Below are 20,830 nucleotides of genomic sequence, written 5' to 3'. Positions count from 1 at the left end.
TGCTACGTCGGGACAACGTGTTGCTGGCCCGACCGTGGCAGCGGGACTCATTGTTGGGGCCAGGTCAGCCGCTTACCGTCTGGCGACGTCCAGGAAATCTCCCGGAACGGCAGGTGGTCCACCTCGGTGGTGTCGAGCCACATCAACACGTGACCGTCGCCCACCGGCGTCGTGTGCAGCGCTGGCGCGGCGCCGCCGGTCGTTGCCGTGGTGGTCACCTTGGTCACGGGCCCCGGTGCGAGGATCGCGACGACCTGGTGGGCCGGGGCTCCGCCGGTGATGGTGGTCGCGCACACGCCGTCGGCGGCGACGTCGTTGGTTCCGCCGTTCGTACCGCCCTTCGTGAGCACCCGGACGCCGCACGTGCCCAACGATTCGAAGGACCAGAAGGTGGTAGCCGATCCGGCAGTCGTGGTGAGTGGCACCAGCGTCGCGGTGGCGCCGTTCGAAGCATGCAGAGTGCCAGCGGTCGTCCACCACGAGGCGTATCCCACGTATTTCGCGGCGTCGATGCGCTGGCCGGTCCAGAAAACGGCGGCAGGTGTGCCGTCGGGAAGGACAACGCCGGCACCGCCCAGCATGGAGTAGTCGGACCGGGGATCGATCCACAGATCGGCGGTGTCGGTGTCCGCTGGCACCGGGCGAACGATGACCGTCTGGTCCCGGTCGTTTGTCGCCGAACCGCCGTCCTTGTACTGGGCAACCTCGGGCAGGTCGACCGAGCCTGTCTTGTCGATCCGGCGGATCCGCAGAACGCCGTCCTTGCGATACACCTGGTACGTCGTGGACGGGGTGGCCGGTTTGCCGTCGGCCTTGCCCATCGGCGTCGAGGTCACCTCATCGCGGGGGAGTCCGGCGTCGTCACCGTCGCGCTGGAAGAACTGGCCGAGTGGGGGCGTCGAACTGTGCGCGGGCATCGGTGAGGGGGACGAGGAGTCCGGCAGCGCCGTACCCACTGCGATCGCGACAGCGGCGGCCGCGGCGAGCGCCCCGGTGCCGGCGCCCCACAGGGCTCGGCGGCGGCGTACCTTGCGCTGGCCGGAGGCGACCACCGAGTCCGCGGACACGCTCATGGTCGGCGCGGCCGGGTCCAGGTCGTGGAAGAGTTCTTCGAGTTCGACGCTCATGACGCCGCTCCCTTCGAAGAGGTGGTGTCGGAATGGACGAGGGTGCGCAGCGTGGCCAGGCCGCGGGAGGCCGAGCTCTTGACGGTCCCGAGGCTGACACCGAGTGCGTTCGCGGTCTCCTCTTCGGACAGGTCCGCGTAGTAGCGCAGTACGACGCACTGCCGCTCGCGCAGCGGCAGCTGCCGTAGGGCGCGCACCAGGTCGGCCCGGGCATCGACTGTGCCGCCCGCGTCGCGGGTGGGTGAGTCCGCAACGTCCGCAGTCACGATCTCGGCCCCGGTCCGGCGCCAGCGGTCCGTGCGCAGGTTGAGCATGACCTTGCGGGTGTAGGCCCACGGCGCCTTCTGGGCGCTGCCCCATTTGGTGTAGACGCGGGCCAGCGCCTCCTGGACGAGGTCTTCAGCAACGTGCGGATCGCCGGTCAGCAACCAGGCGGTCTTCAGCAGGTGCGGGCTGCTGGCCTGGACGAATTCGACGAACCGCGCCTGCTCAGCCGCGTCCACGTCGCCCCGATGTCCGTCCTGCTGTCATGGTCATACCGAAACAGACGCACAGCAGGCGCAAAAGGTTGACTCAGGGAGTCGGCGCATCCCAGGAGTGAGTCTTCCCGTCGGGACCGGTCCACGTGACCTTGCTGAAGGGTGCGTCCGATCCGGCGCCACTGCCTGCGGCGAGAGTCCCCGAACCCCACAGCACCACTCGCGAGGTGCCGGGGATACTCGCCGACACGATCGCCTGGTCCGTCACACCAGGCGCGGTAACGCTGTGCAGGTTGCTGATCGGCCCATAAACCGTCTGCATCCACCCGACGTGGTCCTCCGAGCCAGAGAGATCCGTCGGGCACTGCTCGTTCGTCATTGGGGTCGCGAACGCTCCCGTCTCATCATCGAACCCGCAGAAGGAACTCTTGGTGAACTCCCAGTAGGTCGCCTTCTTTCCGCCAGCAGTCAGCGTCACTGTCTTCGCGGTCTCAGCGGTAGACGAGCCCAGGCTGCCGGAGGTAGTGCGCCACCAGGCCAGTCCGACGTTGGACACGTTGACCGGATCGCTGGTCCAGAAGACGCCCACTGTGCTGCCATCCGACAGGGTCGTCCCGCCACCTTCGACCATTGCCTGAGCCGAGATGACCTGCGCCGCGGACCTGACGTCGGCAGGCAACGGATGCACCATCAACGTTTGTTTCCGATCGGTGGTCACCGAACCGCCGTCGGACAACTTTTCCGCCAGCGGCAGCAGGGTTTGGCGGCTGCCGTCGAGGCGACTGAGTCGCAGTACGCCGTCCTGCCGGGTCACGACGTACTTGGTCATTGGCGTCCGCGCAGCACCGGATGGATCGGACGCGATCGGTATCGCGCTCGAGGCGATCTGACCGAGCGGCAGGCCAGCGCTCGGCCCGAAGAAGTCCGCTTTCTGCGGATCATTCAGATCCAGCGTGTTGGTCTGCGCGGGCATCGGCCTGGGTGCGCTCTGTTCGCCGCCGACCACACCCACCGTGATCGCGACGGCGGCAGCCGCCGCGACCCCAGCCGTCGCCAGCCCCGCGAACCGGCGGCGTCGGCGTACCACGTCTTGCTTGGCGGCGCCCAGGACCGTCGCGGGGGACAGGCTCATCGGCGGCGCGGAGGTCTCCCGCAGCAGCTCTTCGACGTCGATGCTCATGACTGTCCCTCCAATGCTGGGTCGAGTTGCGTTCGGAGCCGGGCCAATCCACGGGACCCGGCGCTCTTGACCGTCCCCACTCCGATGCCGAGCAGGTCGGCCACCTGAAGCTCGGACAGGTCCGCGTAGTGCCGCAGCACCACCACGTCGCGCTCGCGGCGGGGCAGTGTGCTCAGCGCGTCGATCAGCGCGCGGCGGGCATCGACCTGCGCCTCGTCACCCTCGGCACCAGCCTCGGGAAGGGAGCCGGAGACCACCTCCAGCCTCGTCGAACGCCACCGATCGGTGTTCAGGTTGACCAACGTCTTGCGCGCGTAGGACCACGGCTGGCCGTTCATCGAGCGCCACTTGCGGTAGAGCCGCACGTAGGTCTCCTGCACCAGGTCCTCGGCCCGGTGTGCGTCCCCGCACAACAGCCAGGCGGTGTGCAACAACGACGGCGAACTGGCGGCGACGAACTCGGTGAACGCAGCGTCGTCGCGCCCGCTCATTCCCGCTCCCTATGACCACTCATACCGGTACCTACGTCATAGCCACCGAAAAGGTTGTGTGACAGTGAGGCATGACGTTCTCCATCGTGGCGCGGGATGCGGCGACCGGTGATCTCGGGGTCGCTGTCGCGTCCAAATTCCTGGCCGTCGGCGCGGCTGTGCCCGCTGCCCGCTTCGGCATCGGCGCCGTCGCCACCCAGGCCTTGTGCAACACCCTCTACAAACGCGACGGTCTGGCCCGCCTCGCCGAAGGGCTGAGTGCCTCCGACGCGCTCGCCGCCCTCACCGCCGCTGACGACCGCCGCGAGACCCGCCAGGCGGGCATGGTCGACTCCCGCGGCGGCAGTGCCACCTTCACCGGCACCTCGGCGCTGCCGTGGGCCGGCGGCCGGACCGGGCCGAACGTGGCCATCCAGGGCAACATCCTCACCGGTCCCGACGTGGTCGATGCGATGTACGACGAGTGGCTGGCCACCGAGGACCTCCCGTTGGTGCAACGCCTGTTGCGATCCCTTGAGGCCGGTGACGTTGCCGGCGGCGATTCGCGCGGCCGGCAATCCGCGGCGTTGCTCGTGGTCTCGAAGACCGGCAGTTATACCCCCGGCGACGACGTGATCTACGACCTGCGGGTCGACGACCACGTGGCGCCGATCCCCGAACTGGCCAGACTGCTGCAGGTGCACGACCTGCTCTTCGGTGAGTCAACCGACCTGTTGCCGCTCGACGGCGAGTTGGCCGACGAAGTCGCGACCCGGCTCTCGGCGCTCGGGTACGCCGATCTGGACACCTGGGCCGGGGTGGAGAACCTCGAGCTCCGCCTGCACCCGGGCCAGATTGACGTGATCGTGCTCGGCCAGCTGCGAGCCGTGACTGCCGCGATCGGCTGAGCACTCCGATCGGCGTACCCGAACTGCTCTGTCCCCCAGTCAGATCCCTCAGTGCCGGAAGGTGGCCAACACGTCCTGCTCGGTCTGCTGGTAGGACGAACCGGCCCGGCCCAGGGCCCCGGAGATGGACTCAAGGGTGCGGCGAACGTTCTCCTGCTGGCCCTCCCACTCGTGCTGCAGCGCGGCGTACTGCCCGGATGCCGAGCCGGTCCAGGTGCCCTGGAGAACCTCCAGCTTGCGTCGCATGGCGCCCATCGCATCCTGGATCTGCCCGGCGATGAGGTTGAGGTCGCTGCTGTGTCGAGCGATCTCGGTGGTGTTGACGGCGAAGGTGTTGCTCATGGAATCGTCCCCCTGGTGACGACGGGCCCACCGGATGTGGGCGCGATAGGTTCACGCTAGGCGGCCAACAGCACCCGAATCGGTTTGTCCACAGGGCGATTCAGGGCTGGAGCACGGCGACGAGAGCACGGGCTACTCCGGTCATGTACCCAGAGCGGGGGTGATAGCTCGAACCGTCGCCATCGGCCACGTGGGAGCCGTTGAACCACGGTTCCGCGGCACAGGCGGTGTGCGAAGCGGTGACCGGACGAAGGTCCAGGAATTTCGAATCAGTCTGCACTGCAGCGGCTTTGATTGCATCGTCGAGTCTGCCGAGGGTGGCGTTGACCCACGCCGCGTCGCCTTCGGTGATCGGCCACCGGGACGGACACTGTGCGCCCTCGGGCAGGACCTGGGGGTAACCCAACAGAACGACCTGCGCCCGGGGTGCGTCGGCCTTGATCGTGCGCACCGCGGCCACCAGCGAGGACGTCACCTCGGGAATCTGACTGACCGCGTTCGGCGTCGAGCCGAGAACGCTGTCCTTGCAGGGGGTGGCTGAGGTGGACACAGCGGCGTAGTGGCTGCAGCCGACCAGCGTGCCGAACAAACCGTTGTCGTTCACGCCGAGCGCGATCGTCACCAGGCGGGTGTCCGCGGTCAGGCCGTCGATCTGCGGCGGCGCCGTCTCGCCCTGGAACGACTGCGGCGTGCCGATGTTCGTGGTGCGGGCTGCGTTGCAGGATCGGTCAGCCAACGTCACGTCCAGAGCTTTGGCCACCTGCCGCGGGTAGTTGTCAGCCGCCTGCGCGCAGAACGACGCGGGCGAGGGCTGGGTGGCGCCGGTGGCGGTGCCTGCTGTGTACGAGTCGCCGAAGCTGACCATCCGGCCCCCGACGAGGTGGTCGTCCGAAGAGGTGCTCGACGCCGTGCCGGACGATGTGCTCGACGACGCGCTGGGCGCCGTGCCCGCGGAGGTGGATCGCGGCTCGCCGGACGTCGAGGAGCAGCCGGCCAAAGCGGCGCACAACACGGCCACCGCCGCCAGGGAGCGGGTACGCGCGGTCACGGTCACCACCTCATCACACACAGCGTGCGAGACGCGCCACAGCGAGGTTTACGCGGCAGTAGGATCGCGGCTATGCCGGAACCGCAGGTCGCCGTCAGCGCAGTGACGCTGGTGAAAGAGTACGGCTCCGGCGATTCCACGGTGCGCGCGCTGGATGGTGTCGACGTCCAGATCCGCCAGGGTCAGTACACCGCCATCATGGGGCCGTCCGGATCCGGCAAGTCAACGCTGCTGCACTGCCTGGCGGCCCTGGACACCCCGACCTCGGGCGAGGTTCGGTTCGGTGGGGACACGTTCGCTCGGCTCAGCGACAACAAACTGACCCGGCTGCGCCGCGAGCGCATCGGTTTCGTCTTCCAGAGCTTCAACCTCGTCCCGACGCTCACCGCCGAGGAGAACATCCTGCTGCCACTGGCGATGGCCGGCCGGAAACCCGACGGCCGGTGGTTCGATCAGATCGTCGAGTCGGTCGGGCTGGCAGATCGCCTGCAACACCGCCCGGCGCAACTGTCCGGCGGTCAGCAACAGCGGGTCGCCTGCGCGAGGGCCCTGATCACGCGGCCAGACGTCATCTTCGCCGACGAACCCACGGGCAACCTCGACTCGACCGCCAGCGGGCAGGTGCTGGCGTTGCTCCGTCAAGCCGTCGACGAGTTCGGCCAGACCGTGGTCATGGTGACGCACGACGCGGCGGCCGCGGCCTTCACCGACCGGATTCTGTTCCTCTCCGACGGCCGGATCGTTGATGAGATGAGTCAGCCAACCGCGGCCACCGTCCTGGAGCGGATGAAGGGACTCGACGCCGGATTCGGCCAGAGCGTCGTCGTGGCCACCGATCGATCGGAACGGGCCGGGGTCTGACTTGCTCACCGCTGCTGTGCGCAGCCTGATCGCCCGCAGGGCACGGCTGGTCATGTCACTGCTCGCCGTCCTGCTGGGCGTCAGCTTCGCCTTCGGATCGCTGATCTTCATCAGCACTCTGGACCGGGCGTTCTCCGCAGTGCAGTCGGGGACAGTCAGTGACGTCGTCGTCCGCCAAGCCGGTGTCCGTTCCGGACAGGGCCAGGTGGATGCCTCGCTGATCCCCCGCGTCGAGGCGGTCCCCGGCGTCGCCCAGGTCGACGGCCAGGTGCTCGAGAACGGTGTCTACCTGCTGGGCAAGAACGGTGAGGTGTTGGGTGCGGCCAACGTCCCCGGCAGCGGGACGAACTTCCACAACGGACGTGCCGCCGGTGGCCTGCCCGGCCTGGTCGTGCTCGAGGGTCGCGCCCCTGCCTCCGCCGGCGAGGTGGCCATCGACCCCAAAGCCGCCGCCGAGGGCGGCTACCGGCTCGGTGACATGGTCACCATCGTCACCACCGGCGACAACCCCGTGGTGACCAAGAAACTGGTCGGTCTGGTGACGTACGGCGCAGGCGGAACCCCGGGGGCAACGCTGGTCACCGTCGACACGGCTACCGCGCAGAAGATCTTCGCCGACAACGGGAACGTTTTCCAGCAGTTGTGGGTGGTCGCGAAACCGGGCGTGAGTCCCGCGGCGCTGCGGGACCGGATCAACGCGGTCCTGCCCGCCGGAATGGCGGCGCTCACCGGGGCGCAGGCAGCGGACGTGGATGCCAGCACCATCAACAAGGCATTGCGCTTCATCACCGCCGCGCTGTGGGTTTTCGCCGCGACCTCGTTGCTCGCCGGCGGATTCCTGATCGCCAACACCTTCGCGATGTTGGTGACCCAACGGGCCCGCGAACTGGCGCTGCTGCGAGCGATCGGTGCGAGTAAGGCCGACATCCGGCGGATGGTGCTGCTCGAGGCGCTCGTGATCGGCATCGTCGGCTCGGCCCTCGGGCTGGGGTGCGGCTACCTCCTGGCCCGGCTGATCCGCGGTCTGCTGCGCCGGTTCGGGTACGACCTGTCCGCGACGCCGCTGGTCGTGCCGTGGACCGGCGCTTTCATCGCTGCGGCCCTCGGTGTCGTGGTCACCGTGCTGGCGGCGTACCTGCCCGCTCGTCGGGCCAGTAGCGTGCCGCCGGCGGCGGCGTTGCGCGACGACCCCACCCCGGTCGAGCGCTCGCTGCGGTTGCGAGCGGGGGTGGGGATCGGCGTACTCGCGCTGGCCGCACTCGCCCTGGCGCCCCCGGTCCGCGCGCGGGCGTCGACGAACGTGTTGCTCGCGGTAGCCATCGTCCTTGCCCTCGTCGGGGTGGTCGTGTTGACGCCGGTCCTGGCGAGGCCCGTGATCCGGGTCGCCGCCCGCGCGGCGGGGCTGTTGTGGGGTGATGTCGCGCGGCTTGCGGGCACGAATGCGCTGCGCAATCCGCGTCGCACCGGGGTGACCGCCACGGCGTTGATGATGGGTACGGCGTTGGTGGCCATGATGGGGGTCTTCGCGATGTCCGCCCGGGCCAGTGTCGATCAGCTGATCGCCGATACCTTCCGCAGCGACTACATCGTGTCGGCGTCGTACGGCGCACCGTTCTCGCCAACCATCGCCGAGCGCATCGAGAAGGTGCCCGGCGTCCAGGACGTGGCGCGAGTCCGACAGGGCGGGGCGTACCTGGAAGCGGGCGGTCAGCAGATCCAGATCACCGTTGCGGCGACCGACCCGGTGCCGTTCCTTGATCTGGTCGATCTGCACTTCGACGCTGGAACCTCGGCCGACTGGCGCGGCGCCAGCGTCGTGGTGTCCCGCACCTTCGCCCAAGAGCACGGTCTGCGGGTCGGTCGCGACGTGACGATCGGTTTCCTCGGCAAGCCGTACGCCGTCAAGGTGGCCGGCATCATGGCCCAGAGCCCCCTGGCGGTGGTCGACGTCATCACCACGACGCAGCAGTTCAACGCGATGGGCGGGGGACCCGAGGACCGCCTCGTCTTCGTCTCCCGCGAGCCGTCGGCCAAACCCGCGGCCGTCCGGGCCGGCCTCGTCGCCGCCCTCGGCGGCAACTCGGTGGTGACGGTCAAGAATCAGGACGAGTTCGCCGCGCAACAACGCGAGCCGATCGATCAGTTGCTCCGGGTGATCTACGCACTCCTGGGGCTCGCGATCCTGATCGCGTTCCTGGGCATCGTCAACACGCTGGTGCTGTCGGTTGCCGAGCGACGTCGGGAGATCGGTCTGTTGCGCGCGGTTGCCATGACCCGTGGCCAGGTGCGGCGGATGATCCGGCTGGAAGCGCTGGCCATCTGCGTCCTCGGCTCGGTGATCGGACTGAGCACCGGCGTTCTCCTCGGCTGGTTGCTCCAGCGATCCCAGGCGAACCGTGGGATCAGCGTGCTGGACATCCCCTGGCTGCAACTGCTCGGGGCCCTGGTGATCGCAGTGGCCGCCGGGGTGGTCGCCGCCTGGTGGCCGGCGCGCCGCGCGGCCGGGTTGCCGCCGCTGGCCGCCATCGCAACCGAATAGCGCCCGCCGGCGACGCAACCGAATAGCGCCCGCCGGCGATGCAACTGGTTGAGAAAGGTGCGGGCGCCCCGTGGGGTGCGGGAGCAAAGCTCGACCGCGACCGCCACGAGGCGCCCGGCTGGACGTTCCGGCCCCGTCACAAGCCGTACGTCCGGGGAGAGACTCGCGACGCGGAGGAAGGGGTGTGTCGCGAGACCCTCGCCACGACGTGCTCTAGGAGGAAGCCTCCTTGAGCGTCGCCGTGACGTCCATCTTCTGCCCGTCGCGGTAGACGGTCAGAGTGACCTTGTCCCCGACTTTCTGGGCCCGCACGAAGCCGACCAGAGCATCGGAGGAGGTGACGGCCGCACCGTTGAACGCGGTGATGACGTCACCCTGCTTCAGCCCGGCGTCTGCCGCCGCGCTCCCGGAGACGACCTGTCCCACCTTGGCCCCCGCCACGGTGGCTCCGCCGGTCGTGACCGAGCCGTTCTGTGCGCTGATCCCCAACTGGGCGTGGACCGCCTTGCCGTTGCTGATCAACTGCTCCGTGACGTTCGAGACCACGGTGGCAGGAATAGCAAACCCGATCCCGATGGATCCGGACTGTGAGGATTCTGAGCTTCCGCCGAGAGTCGCGATCGAGGAGTTGATGCCGATCAGTTCGCCCGCCTCGTTGACCAGGGCGCCACCGGAGTTGCCCGGGTTGATGGCGGCACTGGTCTGGATGGCGTTGGTGTAGACGGCGTCGCTGGCGGTCTGCTGGCCGTACTGGTTCTGGGAGTCCGCGCCGCTGGTGGTGACCGGCCGGTTCAGGGCGCTGACGATGCCACTGGTGACCGTGCCGGACAGACCGAGCGGGTTACCGATCGCCATGACCGGCTGGCCGACGACGACCTTGCTCACGTCACCGATCGCGATCGGCTGCAGGTCGCTCGGCGGGTCGGTCAGTTTGATGACGGCCAGGTCGGTGCTCGGGTCGGTGCCGACGATCGTCGCCTTGTACGTCGTGTTGTTGTTCAGCGTCACCGTGATGGAGTCGCCGTCGCTGCTACTGCTGTCCAGGGTCACCACGTGGTTGTTGGTGACGATGTGCCCCTCCTTGTCGAGGATCACACCGGAGCCCTCGCCTCCGGACTGGCCGTTGGTCACCGTGATCGACACGACGCTGGGGGACACCTTCGCGGCCGTGGTCACCCAGCTCTGCACTTCCTGACCGCCGTCGGTGACGGTGACGTTGGTGCTGGTCACGCCGCCCGCCGAGGAGCCGCTCGCCGAGGAGTTCGAGCCGTGACTGAGCGCGTACGTCGAACCGCTGGCCAGTGCCGCAGCGACCAGTGCAGCCAGGGGTACGGCGATCCACGGCGCCTTGCGCGACGACCGATTCGTGGTCGCCGGGGTCGTGGTGTTCGGCTGGTTCGTGGCGTCGAAGCCGTACTGCTGACCCTGCGCGGGGTACTCGGCGCCCTGCGCCGGGTACTGACCGGCGACCGACGGGTACTGACCGGTGCCGTACGCCGGGTAGCCGCCGGGCGGGGTGAAGGCGCCCTGCTGATGCGGCGCGTAGGAACCCTGCGGCTGCTGGTAACCAGTGGGTGCGGCCGGCGCGTTCTGATCAACGGGCACGCTCTGGGTGTGCTCACCCTGGCCGTAGATCGGCTGGGTGCTGTCCACGGGTGCCGCCCCGGCGTCGTGGCCTTCACCTTCGGGGCGGTACTGGTCGTTGCTCACGGGTCTCCCTCACGTTGACGGTCGTAGTCTGGGCCCCATTAACCCGGATCGAGTTAGGCGACCCGTACGCCCTAGCTGTGCGAATCCTGTGCAGGCAGGTCGCTGGGTACGGTCACGTCCTCATCGTAGGGATTTTCGTCCTGTGCGGACTGTTGGTTACTCGCTGATCTGACCGGCATGGTGACGGTGAACGTCGCACCCGGTCCCGGGGTCGTGCTGGTCACACCGACTGTCCCGTCGTGGGCTGCGACGATGGCGGCCACGATCGCCAGACCAAGGCCGCTACCGCCGTCGGCGCTGTTGCGGGAGGAGTCGGCCCGGTAGAACCGCTCGAAGATGCGCTCGCGGGACTCCTCGGGCACGCCCGCACCGTGGTCGATCACCCGGATCACGGCGACGGTGTCGTCGCTGCCGACCTGCACCTCCAGCGGACTGCCGGGCGGGGTGTAGCGCAGCGCGTTGTTGACCAGATTGTTCAGCACCTGACGCAGGCTGGATTCGTCACCGGTCACCAGCGTGGCGTCCAACGGGCCGTGCTCGCCGATCAGGCGGATGGTGCGATCCGGGGCCACCGCGAGAGCATCCTGCACGGCATCGGCGGCCAGCACCGTCAGGTCGACCGCGTCTCGTCGGGGCGCCGGCTGTCCGTGGCGGGATTCCCGGTTGTCGAACCGGGTGAGCAGCAGCAGGTCGTCCACCATCGCGGCCATCCGGGTGGCCTCGCCTTCGATGCGACTCATCGCCGAATGCACGTCGTCGGGGCCGATCGCCCCTTGCCGGTACAACTCGGCGTACCCGCGCACCGTCGCCAGCGGCGTACGCAACTCATGGGAGGCATCGGCGACGAACCGGCGCATCCGATCCTCCGAGCGCTGCTGGACCGCGAAGGACTGCTCGATGCGCGAGAGCATCACGTTCAGGGAGTGTGACAGGCTCGCCACCTCATCGCGCGTGCCGATCTCGGGCACCCGGCGCGCCAGATCTCCATCGGCGATCGCCCGGGCGGTGTCCTCGATGCGGCGCAGCGGGGCCATTGCGCGGCGGACCGCGAACCAGCCGAGGATTCCCCCGACCAGCACCACCCCGAAGGTTCCGACCGCGACCACGATGATCAGCCGCTCGATGATGTCGTTGACGCGCGACATCGGCACCGCGATGGCGTACTTCGTGGATCCGTCCCCCGCGCTGCCGGTCACGACGCGCCACCGCTCGGTGCCGTCGACGGACTTCACCGTGATCGGTGTGCCGTGCTTGCGGGCTGAAAGGTCTTTCAGGTCAGGCGGATTGGTGCCGACCAGATTGGTCTGGAGCGTTGCGGCGTCGTGGGTCACGGACACGACGTAGGTGCTGGAGGGTACGAGGGACTTCAGGGTGTCGGTGCTGATCTCGCGCTGGTTGTCCAGGGCCGTGGTCAAGGTAGCGCCGATCAGGTTGGCTTCGGCCTGCAACTCCGAGTCCTGGCGCTGCATGAGGAAGGACCGCAGTTGGAGGGTTGCAGTCAGGCCCACCCCGATGGTCGCGATCGTCAGGAAGGCGACCAGGAGGGCGGTTAGTCGGGCGCGCAGCGGCATGAGGCAGGTCTACTAGATGCCGACCCTCGTGGGTCAGCCCTGGGTGGGTCGCTCGGGTCGCAGCTCAGTCGCGCGGTGCGCGCAGCACGTAGCCGACGCCGCGTTTGGTGTGGATCAGCGGTGGCAGGCCCTCGATGTCGATCTTGCGGCGCAGGTAGGAGATGTAGCTCTCGACGATGCCGGCCTCACCGCGGAAGTCGTAGTCCCACACGTGGTCGAGGATCTGGGCCTTGGACACCACGCGCCCGTTGTTCAGCATGAGGTAGCGCAACAGTTTGAACTCGGTCGGTGAGACCTCGATGATGGCGCCCGCTCGGCGTACGTCATGGGAGTCTTCGTCCAACTCCAGGTCGGCGACGGTGATCACCGACTGGCCGTCGTCGTTCTGCTGGGCGCGGCGCAGCACGGCGCGGATCCGGGCCACGACCTCCTCCAGGCTGAACGGTTTGGTGACGTAGTCGTCACCGCCGACGGTCAGGCCCTTCACCTTGTCCTCGACCGCGTCGCGGGCGGTGAGGAAGACGATCGGCAGATCGTGACCGCCGCCGCGCAGTTTGCGAGTCACGTCGAAGCCGTCCATGTCCGGGAGCATGACGTCCAGAACGGCCAGGTCGATCGGGTGCTGTTCGAACAGCCGCAGGGCATCGCCGCCGTTGGCAGCGGTGTGCACCTCGAATCCCGCGAACTTCAAGCTGGTGGCCAGCAGTTCGCGGATGTTGGTCTCGTCTTCCACCACGAGCAGGCGGGCCTCGGGAGCGTCCATGGCACTAGCGTGGACCGCTTTACTGGAAGTTTCCTGAATGTTGGGTGGATTCTGTGGGTTTTAGTTAGCTCTGCTAATGAGATATGCTAACTATATGTCTGAGGTGAGTGGAATCGCGGTGGCGGCTGACCGCCGGCAGTTGGCTGCGGAGTTGCGCGCGGTGTGCATGCGGGTCAGCCGGCGCACGCGGTTCGCCAAGGAGGCGCTGGTGCCGCCGCACCAGGCCTCCGTGCTCGGCAAACTCACCGATAACGTCCTGACGCCACGGGAATTGGCGGATATCGAGTGCGTGAGCGCCCCGTCGATGACCCGCACCGTGGGTTGCCTGGTCGACAAGGGGTTGGTGCGCCGGGAGGCGGACCCGAGCGATGGCCGCCAGGTGCGGCTGTTCATCACCGATGAGGGGCGTACGACGATCGCGCGGGTGCGTGCCCAGCGTGACGAGTGGATGTTGGAGCGGCTCTCCGCGCTGTCCGAACAGGAATGCGCGGTGCTGGAGCAGGCGCAGGAGATCCTGGGCCGGGTGGTTGCTGCGTGAGCGGGGGCAAGACTTTCGCGTCGCTGCAGCACTACAACTACCGGCTGTTCTTTCTGGGCGGCCTGGCCTCCAACGTCGGGACCTGGATGGGCCGGGTCGCGCAGGACTGGCTGGTCCTGACCCAACTGACCAACCACGACGCGACCGCCCTGGGCATCGTCACCGCGTTGCAGTTCGCGCCGGTTGTCCTGCTGGCCCCGTTGGCCGGTGCGGTCGCGGACCGCTTCGCGAAACGACGGATCCTGATCGGCACCCAGGTCGGTCTGGCGGTGACCAGCCTGCTGCTCGCCGTACTGGTCATCGGGGGATGGGCCGTGCTCTGGCAGGTCTACGTGATCGCCCTGCTGCAGGGCGCGGTGACGGCCCTGGACAACCCGGCCCGGCAGGCGTTCGTGTCCGAGATGGTGCCGCCGGAGCGGCTGTCCAACGCGGTCGGTCTGAACGCCACCTCGTTCAACTCCGCGCGGTTGATCGGCCCCGGCATCGCCGGTCTGCTGATCGCGGCCATCGGGACCGGCTGGACCCTGGTGTTCAACACGGTGTCGTTCGCCGCGGTGGTGCTGGCGTTGACGGCCATGCGGGTGCACGAGTTGACGCCGGCCCCGCGGGCGAAGGGTCGCGGTGGGGTGCGCGAGGGGCTGGCCTACGTGCGGCGTCGGCCGGACATCCAACTGATCATGGTCATCGTCTTCATGCTCGGCACGTTCGGCATGAACTTCCAGATCACCATCGCGCTGATGGCCACGACCGTCTACGGCAAGGGTGCCGAGCAGTACGGCGCCCTGGGCTCGGTGATGGCCGTAGGTTCACTGGCCGCGGCCCTGATGGCGGCTCGTCGCGCGCGGCCCCGGTTGCGGGTGCTGCTGGCGGCGCTGGCGGGCTTCACCATCTCGGCTCTGGCCGCAGCCATTGCGCCCTCCTACCTCACCTTCGCCATCGCGTTGGTGCCGTGCGGGCTGTTCGCGATCACCGCGCTCAACACCGCGAACGCCACGGTGCAACTGAGTGTTTCACCGGAAATGCGCGGTCGGGTGATGGCGCTGTACATGGCGATCTTCATGGGCGGTACGCCGATCGGAGCGCCGGTCGTCGGCTGGATCGGTGGCACGTTCGGGGCGCGCTGGACGATCGGTATCGGTGCGATCGCTGTCGGCATCGCGGTGGTGGGTGCGATGGTGTACCTCATGCGGATCAACGAGGTAGAGGTGCACATCGAGCGGTCGCCGCGGCCGCACCTGGAAGTCTCCGCGCACACTCGTGAGCTGGTGGGTGCGCCGCAATGATGTCGCCCCGGGCGCGGCGGATCATCGTGATCGTCGCGTTGGTCGCGCTGATCGGCGTACCCGTGCTGGCCGCGATCCTGCACTGAGCGCTGCAAACGCCCGGGCAGTCGAGTGGCTCAGTAGGCGCTCTGGGCGTTGATGGATCGTTCCGCGGTCGCCAGCGCCTTCTGCACCGTCCGATAGAGCGCGCTGGGTGCGTCCTGATGCTCCAGCAGCCACGCTCGCACGGCCGTCAGGACCGGGTGGGTGGCCAGGTCACCGTCGGCGACATCGACCAGCGGGAAGAGGCCGGCGATCATCCGCTCGGCGTCGGTCTGCCCCAGGGTCTTCCACCACTTCTCCAGACCGTCCAGGTACGCCGGCAGGTCGGCGCGGGTGTCTGCCGCGCTGAACGGCTGCCGGTAGCCGGCCAGCAACGCCCGCCGATGGTCGTTCGACATGGGCGAGCCGTCGGTGAGGGCCTTCCAGACCTGTTCCTTGACGGCACGTCCGGGGCGGGAAGCAATGGCCTGCGCGTACGCCGTGCGGCCAGTCATCGTGTCGTCGCCGGCCAACTGGGCGTCCAGGTCTGCAACCGACCAACTCCCGGTTGCCGCAAGGGAATTGGTCAGACGCCAACGCAGATCGGTCGGGAGGTCCTCGAGGGTCGCCAGCGCGGCGACCTCGTCGGAACAAGCGTCGGTGAGCGCGGCGAGTCCGGCAACGCCGCGGACCCAGATCAGGTGCTCGTCCGAGCCCGGAGCCGTCCGGGCCGCCTGATCGAGGCAGACCTGCAACAACCGCGCTGCCTGCCCGGGTCGATCCGCCTGCGGGGTATACGTGCCGACGGCCTCCGCGCCGAGGAAGGCCAGCACGGTGAGGATGGACGGGTTGGGTTCTGAAATCGTCTGGGTCGCAAAGACATCCGCAAAGGTGGCCGCGGACAGTCCACCGTCACGCACCATGCCCCACAACGTCGACCACGCCACCGCGCGGGTCAGATCCGGGGTCACCTGGGCCAACGCGACCCCCGCGGTTGCCAGCGAGCGCTCGTCGAGGGCGGTCACGGCGTACGTCTCATCGGCGGCGTTCAACACGATCAGGTCTGCGCACAGCCCCACTGCCTCCGGCAGCGCCACCGAGCGCTCAGTGAGGGTCACCGGTAGATCGGTGAGCAGTTGTAGCGAACCGTCCGAGAGGGCGAAGAGGCTGACGGTGAACCGGTGCGGACGCAGGATGCCCTGGCCGGTGACATGGTCCACCCCGTGCTGCTCGATGCGCAGCGCGGTGATCGCGCCGTCGCCATCGCGGGTGACCACCGGCGTGAGGTGACTGGGTCCTGAGGTCTGCCACCACGCACGCGCCCAGTCGCGCAGATCCTCGCCGCTGGCGCCCTCCATCGCGGTCAACAGATCATCGAGTGTGGTAGAGCCGTAGGCATGTTCGGCGAAATAGGCGCGAGCCCCGGCGAAGAACTGATCCGTCCCGACGTACGTCGACAGTTGTTTCAACGTGGCCGCACCCTTGGCGTAGCTGATGCCATCGAAGTTCTGTCGCGCCGCTTCGAGGTCGGGGATCGTCGCCACGATCGGGTGCGTCGTGGGCATCTGGTCCTCGGTGTACGCCCACTGCTTGCGACCCAGCGCCAACTGGACCCAACCGTCGGGATAGTCGGTCGCTGCCTGCGCCACCTGGTAGCCCATGAGGTCGGCGAAGGATTCCTTGAGCCACAGGCCATCCCACCACTGCATGGTGGCCAGGTCCCCGAACCACATGTGCGACATCTCGTGCAGGATCACCTCGGCCCGCTGCCCACGCTGGGCCTTGGTGGCTCCGCCGCGATAGAGGAAGTTCTCGTTCCAGGACACCAAGCCCGGGTTCTCCATCGCGCCGATGTTGTACTCCGGCACGAAGACCTGGTCGTACTTACCCCACGGGTAAGGGAATCCGAAGTGCTCGTCGAAGAAGTCGAGCCCCTGTTTGGTGACCGTGAAAATGTCCTGTTCGTCGAGGTATTCGCGCATCGTCTGCCGGCACAGCAACCCCAGGGCGATCTCCTGGCGGCTGCCGTCGGCGCGTTCGATGACGTGCAGGTCGGAGGTCGTCGCGTAGGGTCCGGCCGCGAGCGCCACAAGGTAGGTCGACATCAGCGGAGTCCGCCCGAACCGCGTCACCGTGACGTCGCCCTGCGCCGGGGAGGCGACGGCGGGTTGGTTGCTGCGCACCTGCCAGTCGCTGGGCGCGGTCACGCTCACCTCGAACTGCGCCTTGAGATCCGGCTGCTCGAAACAGGCGAACATCCGACGCGCATCGGTGGGCTCGAAATGCGTGTAGAGGTAGGTGTTGTTGTCCTGCGGGTCGGTGAACCGGTGCAGGCCGTCGCCGGTGTTGCGGAACGCGCAGCGAGCCGTGATATCGACCGTGTTGTGCGGCAGTAGCGGTTCGAGCGGGAGCCGGGCACCGTCGTACCCGCTGGTGTCGATCGGCTGGCCGTTCAGGGTCGCCGACTCGATGGAGTCAGCCACCAGGTCCAGCCAGGTCGACTCGCCGGTGGCGTCGAAGATCAACGTGGTGTGCGAGGTGAAGGTCGTCGCGGTCGGATCGGCGGCGTGCGTGAGGTCGATGCTGATCGCGTACACCGGGGCGTGCACCACGCTCGCACGCTGCGCACATTCGGACTGGGTCAGGTTCAGCGCGTCGGTCACGGGAGTCCAGTCAACCATCCGCGGATCGCGCGGTGGTCAGAGCCGGTCAATGACGTAGTCGATGCAGGCGGTCAGCGCCGAGACATCCTCGGGGTCGACCGCGGGGTACATCCCGATGCGCAACTGGTTGCGACCGAGCTTGCGATACGGCTCGGTGTCGACGATCCCGTTGGCGCGAAGGGCGGCGGCCAGCGCCTTGGCGTCGATCCCCTCGTCGAAGTCGATCGTGCCGACCACGGGGGAACGCAACGAGGGGTCGGAGACGAACGGATCGGCGTACGCCGAGGCATCAGCCCACGCGTAAAGGCGCCCACTGCTCTCGCTCGTCCGCGCGGCCGCTCCGGTCAGTCCGCCCAGCGAGTCCAGCCAGCGCAGCTGGTCCAGCAGCAGCGCCAACGTGGCCAGGGCAGGAGTGTTCAGAGTCTGCTCCAGGCGCGAATTCTCCACGGCCGTCTGCAGACTCAGGCTTGCCGGGATGTAGCGCTGCGAGGCGGCCAGCTGCGCGGTGCGCTCCAGCGCCGCCGGTGACATCAACGCGATCCACAGGCCACCGTCGGAGGCCAGGCTCTTCTGCGGGGCGAAGTAGTAGACGTCGGTCTGCGCGACGTCGATCGCCATCCCGGCGGCTGCGGAGGTCGCGTCCACCAGGAACAGGCCGTTGTCGGCCGGGCGCTGGATCGGGCTGGCCGCACCGGTCGAGGTCTCGTTGTGGGCCGTCGCGTAGAGGTCGACCTCGGCGGGGGCCAGCAGTGCGACCGAACCGGCAGGCGCCTGCACGATCAGCGGGTCGGTCAGCCACGGCGCGCCACCGGTGGCCGCCGCGAATTTGGCGGTGAACTCCCCGAAGACGGCGTGGGCGGCGCGTTCGCGCACCAGGCTGAAGGCGGCCACGTCCCAGAAGGTCGTCGAGCCGCCCATCCCGAGGATGACCTCGTAGCCGTCGGGCAGGGCGAAGAACGTCGCGAGGCGCTCCCGGATCTCGGCGACCAGCGCCTTGACCGGTGCCTGCCGGTGCGAGGTGCCCAGCACCGACTGGCCGATGGTCACCAAGTAGTCCAACTGGGCGGAGCGGATCTTGCTCGGCCCGGAGCCGAAGCGCCCATCGACGGGGCGTAGCTCCTGGGGGATCACCAACTCGGCCATGGGTCAGAAGTGTGCCAGCGTCGTAGATTTTGACTATGGGTGATGTCGAAGGGCGAGAAGAACTGATCCAGGTGGCCCGCTGGGATTACGACGGTGAGGGCATCGACGAAGCGATGCTGCCGGGCGATCCGTGGACGGCGATCACTGGTTGGATCGAGGCGGCTCGCGAGCGGTCGTTGTCCGCCGACGACGTCCCGGAGCCGGACGCCCTCAGCGTGGCGACCGCGGATGCGCAGGGCCAGCCGCACGTGCGGACCGTGCTGATGCGCTACCTGACCCCGCACGGCCCGGGGTTCTACACCAACCTGGAGTCGCTCAAGGGCCGTGACCTGGCCGCCAATCCGCGGATCGCGGCCGCCCTGACCTGGCCGCCGATGTTCCGGGCGATCCGGTTCACCGGGACCGCCGAGGAGTTGCCGCGCGATGTGGTGACCGACTACTTCCAGTCCCGGCCCTGGGGCTCCCGGATCGGCGCCTGGGCCTCGGCGCAGTCCGAGCCGCTGGAACGGCGGGCGGTGCTGGAAGAGCGCACCGAGCACTTCGCGCATCGGTGGCCGGACCGGGGGCAACCAGACGACGTACCGTTGCCGGACTTCTGGGGCGGCTACCTGATCCGATGCCAGGAGATCGAGTTGTGGGCCGGGCGGCACAGTCGCCAGCACGACCGGCTCGTCTATGTGCGTACGGCGCCCGGCACCTTGGCCGACCACGCCGCCTGGCGGATCGAGCGGCGCCAGCCGTAACCAATTCTGGGCGTGGAACAGCCCGCGGGCTGTCGACCAGGTGGTCGACGTGGATGCTGGACGAGGCATCCGCCCGCGGGCTGCGGCGGCTGCGAGGAATTCGCAGGCGCGGCGTCCATCGAGTCATGCGACGTGGCGGGGCCGCGTCGTACTTCGATGACTTGCGCTAGCGCGCAACCACCTCACGCGTCCTTGCTGAAATCACTGCAGGACCACCTCCTCTCTCGTGTAGGGCAACGGTAGGCAGGCGGTCGCTGCCGCGGCAACCACTTTTCGGCGGGGCATGTTTGGCCGCTGGAATTTGTTCGGCTGGTGTAGGGATAGGCGAACCTTCGTTGGGTAAGGAACAATCAGCACCGTGAGCGACCTCATCGACACCACCGAGATGTATCTACGGACGATCTTCGACCTCGAGGAAGAAGGCATCGTGCCGTTGCGGGCGCGGATCGCCGAGCGATTGGGTCACTCCGGGCCCACCGTGTCGCAGACCGTCGCCCGGATGGAGCGGGACGGCCTGCTGACCCTTGCCGGCGACCGGCACCTCGAATTCACCGACCACGGCCGGGAGTTGGCGACCCGGGTCATGCGTAAGCACCGGATCGCCGAGCGGCTCCTGGTCGATGTGATCGGTCTGGAGTTGCAGTACGTGCACGAAGAAGCGTGCCGGTGGGAGCACGTGATGAGCGAGCGGGTCGAGCGCAAGATCCTGGGTCTGCTGGACGAGCAGCACGTGTCGCCGTACGGCAACCCGATCCCCGGCCTCGACGAGCTTGGTCTGCCGGAGACCCCGGAACGGTTCCGGGACGGGGTGGCGTCGCTGACCGAGGTCGTCGGTCTGGAGCCGACGGATCTGCTGGTCCGGCGGATCGGTGAACCCGCCCAGGCGGAGTACGAAACGTTGGCGTTGTTGACCGGTGCAGGCATCACCCCCGGCGCACAGGTGACGGCGCATCGCGAGGCGGACGGCCGCGTGTTGGTGCGCGTGAAGGCCGCCGACGAGGACGCCGAGGGCCTCTCACTGCCCCGCGACGTGGCGTATCACGTCTTCGTCCAGCAGTGATGTGACGTAGATCACGGCCAATCTGGTAACACTCTGGGACTTTCCCCAAGAGTCCGTGATCTGTTTGTGATCTACGCCCAAGTCTGATGTACGTTGTTCCGGCAGTCGCCAACCGGTGGCTGCCTCGTCAGCCGGCATGCCGAATCCTGCCGCCGGATGATGAGCACAACGCGTGTCCGCATGGCAGGAGCGGGGGACCCACCTCTGACCGTCGTGATGACGGTCTCGGGGCGAAGACGACTGACGCAACGGGGAGCGTCCAGGAGTCCGGGGACCTCTTGACCCGAGCCCGACAGCTCACCTCGCAGGCATCCATGAGAGGTATTACCCACAGTGACCGGACTCGTTCCTGCTTCTTTCTCGCGCGCCAAGGGCCGCCAT

At 68.0% G+C, this 20,830-nt stretch carries 18 protein-coding genes and 1 riboswitch; of the genes, 7 read left to right on the top strand and 11 right to left on the bottom strand.

What is annotated here, in order from left to right:
- Nucleotides 1-47 precede the first annotated feature (47 nt).
- The 4 genes from DR843_RS13085 to DR843_RS13070 all read right to left on the bottom strand — a co-directional run bounded on the left by DR843_RS13085 (nt 48) and on the right by DR843_RS13070 (nt 3,277).
- Nucleotides 48-1,127: a hypothetical protein gene (locus DR843_RS13085; RefSeq protein WP_109686472.1), complete on the bottom strand. Its 1,080-nt coding sequence runs from the start codon at nt 1,125-1,127 to the stop codon at nt 48-50.
- Nucleotides 1,124-1,630, bottom strand: coding sequence for a SigE family RNA polymerase sigma factor (locus DR843_RS13080; RefSeq protein WP_109686470.1), 507 nt, complete (start codon nt 1,628-1,630; stop codon nt 1,124-1,126). The genes DR843_RS13085 and DR843_RS13080 overlap by 4 nt, the downstream gene beginning before the upstream one ends.
- 70 nt (nt 1,631-1,700) lie before the next feature.
- Nucleotides 1,701-2,786, bottom strand: coding sequence for a hypothetical protein (locus DR843_RS13075; protein WP_109686468.1), 1,086 nt, complete (start codon nt 2,784-2,786; stop codon nt 1,701-1,703).
- Nucleotides 2,783-3,277 (bottom strand): SigE family RNA polymerase sigma factor, encoded by a 495-nt coding sequence (locus tag DR843_RS13070; protein WP_109686466.1) that lies wholly within the window; start codon nt 3,275-3,277, stop codon nt 2,783-2,785. Before DR843_RS13070 ends, DR843_RS13075 begins: the two co-directional genes overlap by 4 nt.
- A gap of 71 nt (nt 3,278-3,348) precedes the next feature.
- Between DR843_RS13070 and DR843_RS13065 the strand changes: the two genes are divergently transcribed.
- On the top strand, nt 3,349-4,164 hold the full coding sequence (locus DR843_RS13065) for a DUF1028 domain-containing protein (RefSeq protein WP_109686464.1): 816 nt from the start codon (nt 3,349-3,351) through the stop codon (nt 4,162-4,164).
- Nucleotides 4,165-4,212: 48 nt separating this feature from the next.
- On the opposite strand, the gene DR843_RS13060 is transcribed toward DR843_RS13065, so the two are convergent.
- Nucleotides 4,213-4,506, bottom strand: a complete 294-nt coding sequence (locus DR843_RS13060) for a WXG100 family type VII secretion target (RefSeq protein WP_109686462.1) — start codon at nt 4,504-4,506, stop codon at nt 4,213-4,215.
- A 100-nt stretch (nt 4,507-4,606) separates the two neighbouring features.
- Nucleotides 4,607-5,554: an SGNH/GDSL hydrolase family protein gene (locus DR843_RS13055; protein ID WP_146202581.1), complete on the bottom strand. Its 948-nt coding sequence runs from the start codon at nt 5,552-5,554 to the stop codon at nt 4,607-4,609.
- A gap of 72 nt (nt 5,555-5,626) precedes the next feature.
- Here DR843_RS13055 and DR843_RS13050 point away from each other — a divergent pair, with 72 nt between their 5' ends.
- A complete protein-coding gene (locus DR843_RS13050; RefSeq protein ID WP_109686458.1) occupies nt 5,627-6,415 on the top strand; it encodes an ABC transporter ATP-binding protein in 789 nt (262 codons plus the stop codon).
- A 16-nt stretch (nt 6,416-6,431) separates the two neighbouring features.
- A complete protein-coding gene (locus tag DR843_RS13045; RefSeq protein ID WP_146202580.1) occupies nt 6,432-8,954 on the top strand; it encodes an ABC transporter permease in 2,523 nt (840 codons plus the stop codon).
- A 213-nt stretch (nt 8,955-9,167) separates the two neighbouring features.
- Here the strand turns inward: DR843_RS13045 and DR843_RS13040 are convergent, their stop codons facing one another.
- The 3 genes from DR843_RS13040 to DR843_RS13030 form a co-directional block, all read right to left on the bottom strand.
- Entirely contained in the window at nt 9,168-10,664 is a 1,497-nt protein-coding gene (locus tag DR843_RS13040) for a S1C family serine protease (protein WP_245934122.1), read from the bottom strand.
- 71 nt (nt 10,665-10,735) lie between these two features.
- Complete coding sequence (locus tag DR843_RS13035) at nt 10,736-12,235, bottom strand: sensor histidine kinase (protein ID WP_109686455.1); 1,500 nt, start codon at nt 12,233-12,235, stop codon at nt 10,736-10,738.
- A 64-nt stretch (nt 12,236-12,299) separates the two neighbouring features.
- Nucleotides 12,300-12,998 carry a response regulator transcription factor gene (locus tag DR843_RS13030; protein WP_109686452.1) on the bottom strand — a complete coding sequence of 233 codons (699 nt, stop codon included), beginning with the start codon at nt 12,996-12,998 and terminating at the stop codon, nt 12,300-12,302.
- A 94-nt stretch (nt 12,999-13,092) separates the two neighbouring features.
- Here DR843_RS13030 and DR843_RS13025 point away from each other — a divergent pair, with 94 nt between their 5' ends.
- Together DR843_RS13025 and DR843_RS13020 are read left to right on the top strand one after the other, a co-directional pair.
- The gene (locus tag DR843_RS13025) at nt 13,093-13,536 is read left to right on the top strand and encodes a MarR family winged helix-turn-helix transcriptional regulator (RefSeq protein ID WP_174888833.1); all 444 of its coding nucleotides are present in this window, start codon (nt 13,093-13,095) and stop codon (nt 13,534-13,536) included.
- Nucleotides 13,533-14,819 (top strand): MFS transporter, encoded by a 1,287-nt coding sequence (locus tag DR843_RS13020; RefSeq protein ID WP_245934121.1) that lies wholly within the window; start codon nt 13,533-13,535, stop codon nt 14,817-14,819. Before DR843_RS13025 ends, DR843_RS13020 begins: the two co-directional genes overlap by 4 nt.
- A gap of 116 nt (nt 14,820-14,935) precedes the next feature.
- On the opposite strand, the gene pepN is transcribed toward DR843_RS13020, so the two are convergent.
- Nucleotides 14,936-17,503 (bottom strand): aminopeptidase N, encoded by a 2,568-nt coding sequence (pepN, locus tag DR843_RS13015; protein WP_170119864.1) that lies wholly within the window; start codon nt 17,501-17,503, stop codon nt 14,936-14,938.
- Between the two features lie 36 nt (nt 17,504-17,539).
- The gene (gene serC / locus DR843_RS13010; RefSeq protein WP_109686446.1) at nt 17,540-18,646 is read right to left on the bottom strand and encodes a phosphoserine transaminase; all 1,107 of its coding nucleotides are present in this window, start codon (nt 18,644-18,646) and stop codon (nt 17,540-17,542) included.
- A gap of 35 nt (nt 18,647-18,681) precedes the next feature.
- Between serC and pdxH the strand changes: the two genes are divergently transcribed.
- Together pdxH and DR843_RS13000 are read left to right on the top strand one after the other, a co-directional pair.
- A complete protein-coding gene (gene pdxH / locus DR843_RS13005) occupies nt 18,682-19,389 on the top strand; it encodes a pyridoxamine 5'-phosphate oxidase (RefSeq protein ID WP_109686444.1) in 708 nt (235 codons plus the stop codon).
- Between the two features lie 358 nt (nt 19,390-19,747).
- Entirely contained in the window at nt 19,748-20,449 is a 702-nt protein-coding gene (locus DR843_RS13000) for an iron-dependent transcriptional repressor DtxR (protein ID WP_109686442.1), read from the top strand.
- Between the two features lie 159 nt (nt 20,450-20,608).
- Nucleotides 20,609-20,775: riboswitch (cyclic di-AMP (ydaO/yuaA leader) on the top strand.
- Nucleotides 20,776-20,830: the final 55 nt, after the last annotated feature.

Origin of the sequence: Branchiibius hedensis (assembly GCF_900108585.1) — a bacterium.
Taxonomy (GTDB): Bacteria; Actinomycetota; Actinomycetes; order Actinomycetales; family Dermatophilaceae; genus Branchiibius; species Branchiibius hedensis.
Note: the sequence above shows the minus strand (reverse complement) of the source record. Positions and strands in the feature narration are given on the sequence as shown.

Excerpts from the sequence above, each read along its gene's own strand:
- DR843_RS13030 (WP_109686452.1), bottom strand. The coding sequence starts at position 12,998 with ATGGACGCTCCCGAGGCCCGCCTGCTCGTGGTGGAAGACGAGACCAAC.
- serC (WP_109686446.1), bottom strand. The coding sequence starts at position 18,646 with ATGGCCGAGTTGGTGATCCCCCAGGAGCTACGCCCCGTCGATGGGCGC.
- DR843_RS13085 (WP_109686472.1), bottom strand. The coding sequence starts at position 1,127 with ATGAGCGTCGAACTCGAAGAACTCTTCCACGACCTGGACCCGGCCGCG.
- pdxH (WP_109686444.1), top strand. The coding sequence starts at position 18,682 with ATGGGTGATGTCGAAGGGCGAGAAGAACTGATCCAGGTGGCCCGCTGG.
- DR843_RS13065 (WP_109686464.1), top strand. The coding sequence starts at position 3,349 with ATGACGTTCTCCATCGTGGCGCGGGATGCGGCGACCGGTGATCTCGGG.
- DR843_RS13075 (WP_109686468.1), bottom strand. The coding sequence starts at position 2,786 with ATGAGCATCGACGTCGAAGAGCTGCTGCGGGAGACCTCCGCGCCGCCG.
- DR843_RS13060 (WP_109686462.1), bottom strand. The coding sequence starts at position 4,506 with ATGAGCAACACCTTCGCCGTCAACACCACCGAGATCGCTCGACACAGC.
- DR843_RS13035 (WP_109686455.1), bottom strand. The coding sequence starts at position 12,235 with ATGCCGCTGCGCGCCCGACTAACCGCCCTCCTGGTCGCCTTCCTGACG.
- DR843_RS13070 (WP_109686466.1), bottom strand. The coding sequence starts at position 3,277 with ATGAGCGGGCGCGACGACGCTGCGTTCACCGAGTTCGTCGCCGCCAGT.
- DR843_RS13025 (WP_174888833.1), top strand. The coding sequence starts at position 13,093 with ATGTCTGAGGTGAGTGGAATCGCGGTGGCGGCTGACCGCCGGCAGTTG.
- DR843_RS13050 (WP_109686458.1), top strand. The coding sequence starts at position 5,627 with ATGCCGGAACCGCAGGTCGCCGTCAGCGCAGTGACGCTGGTGAAAGAG.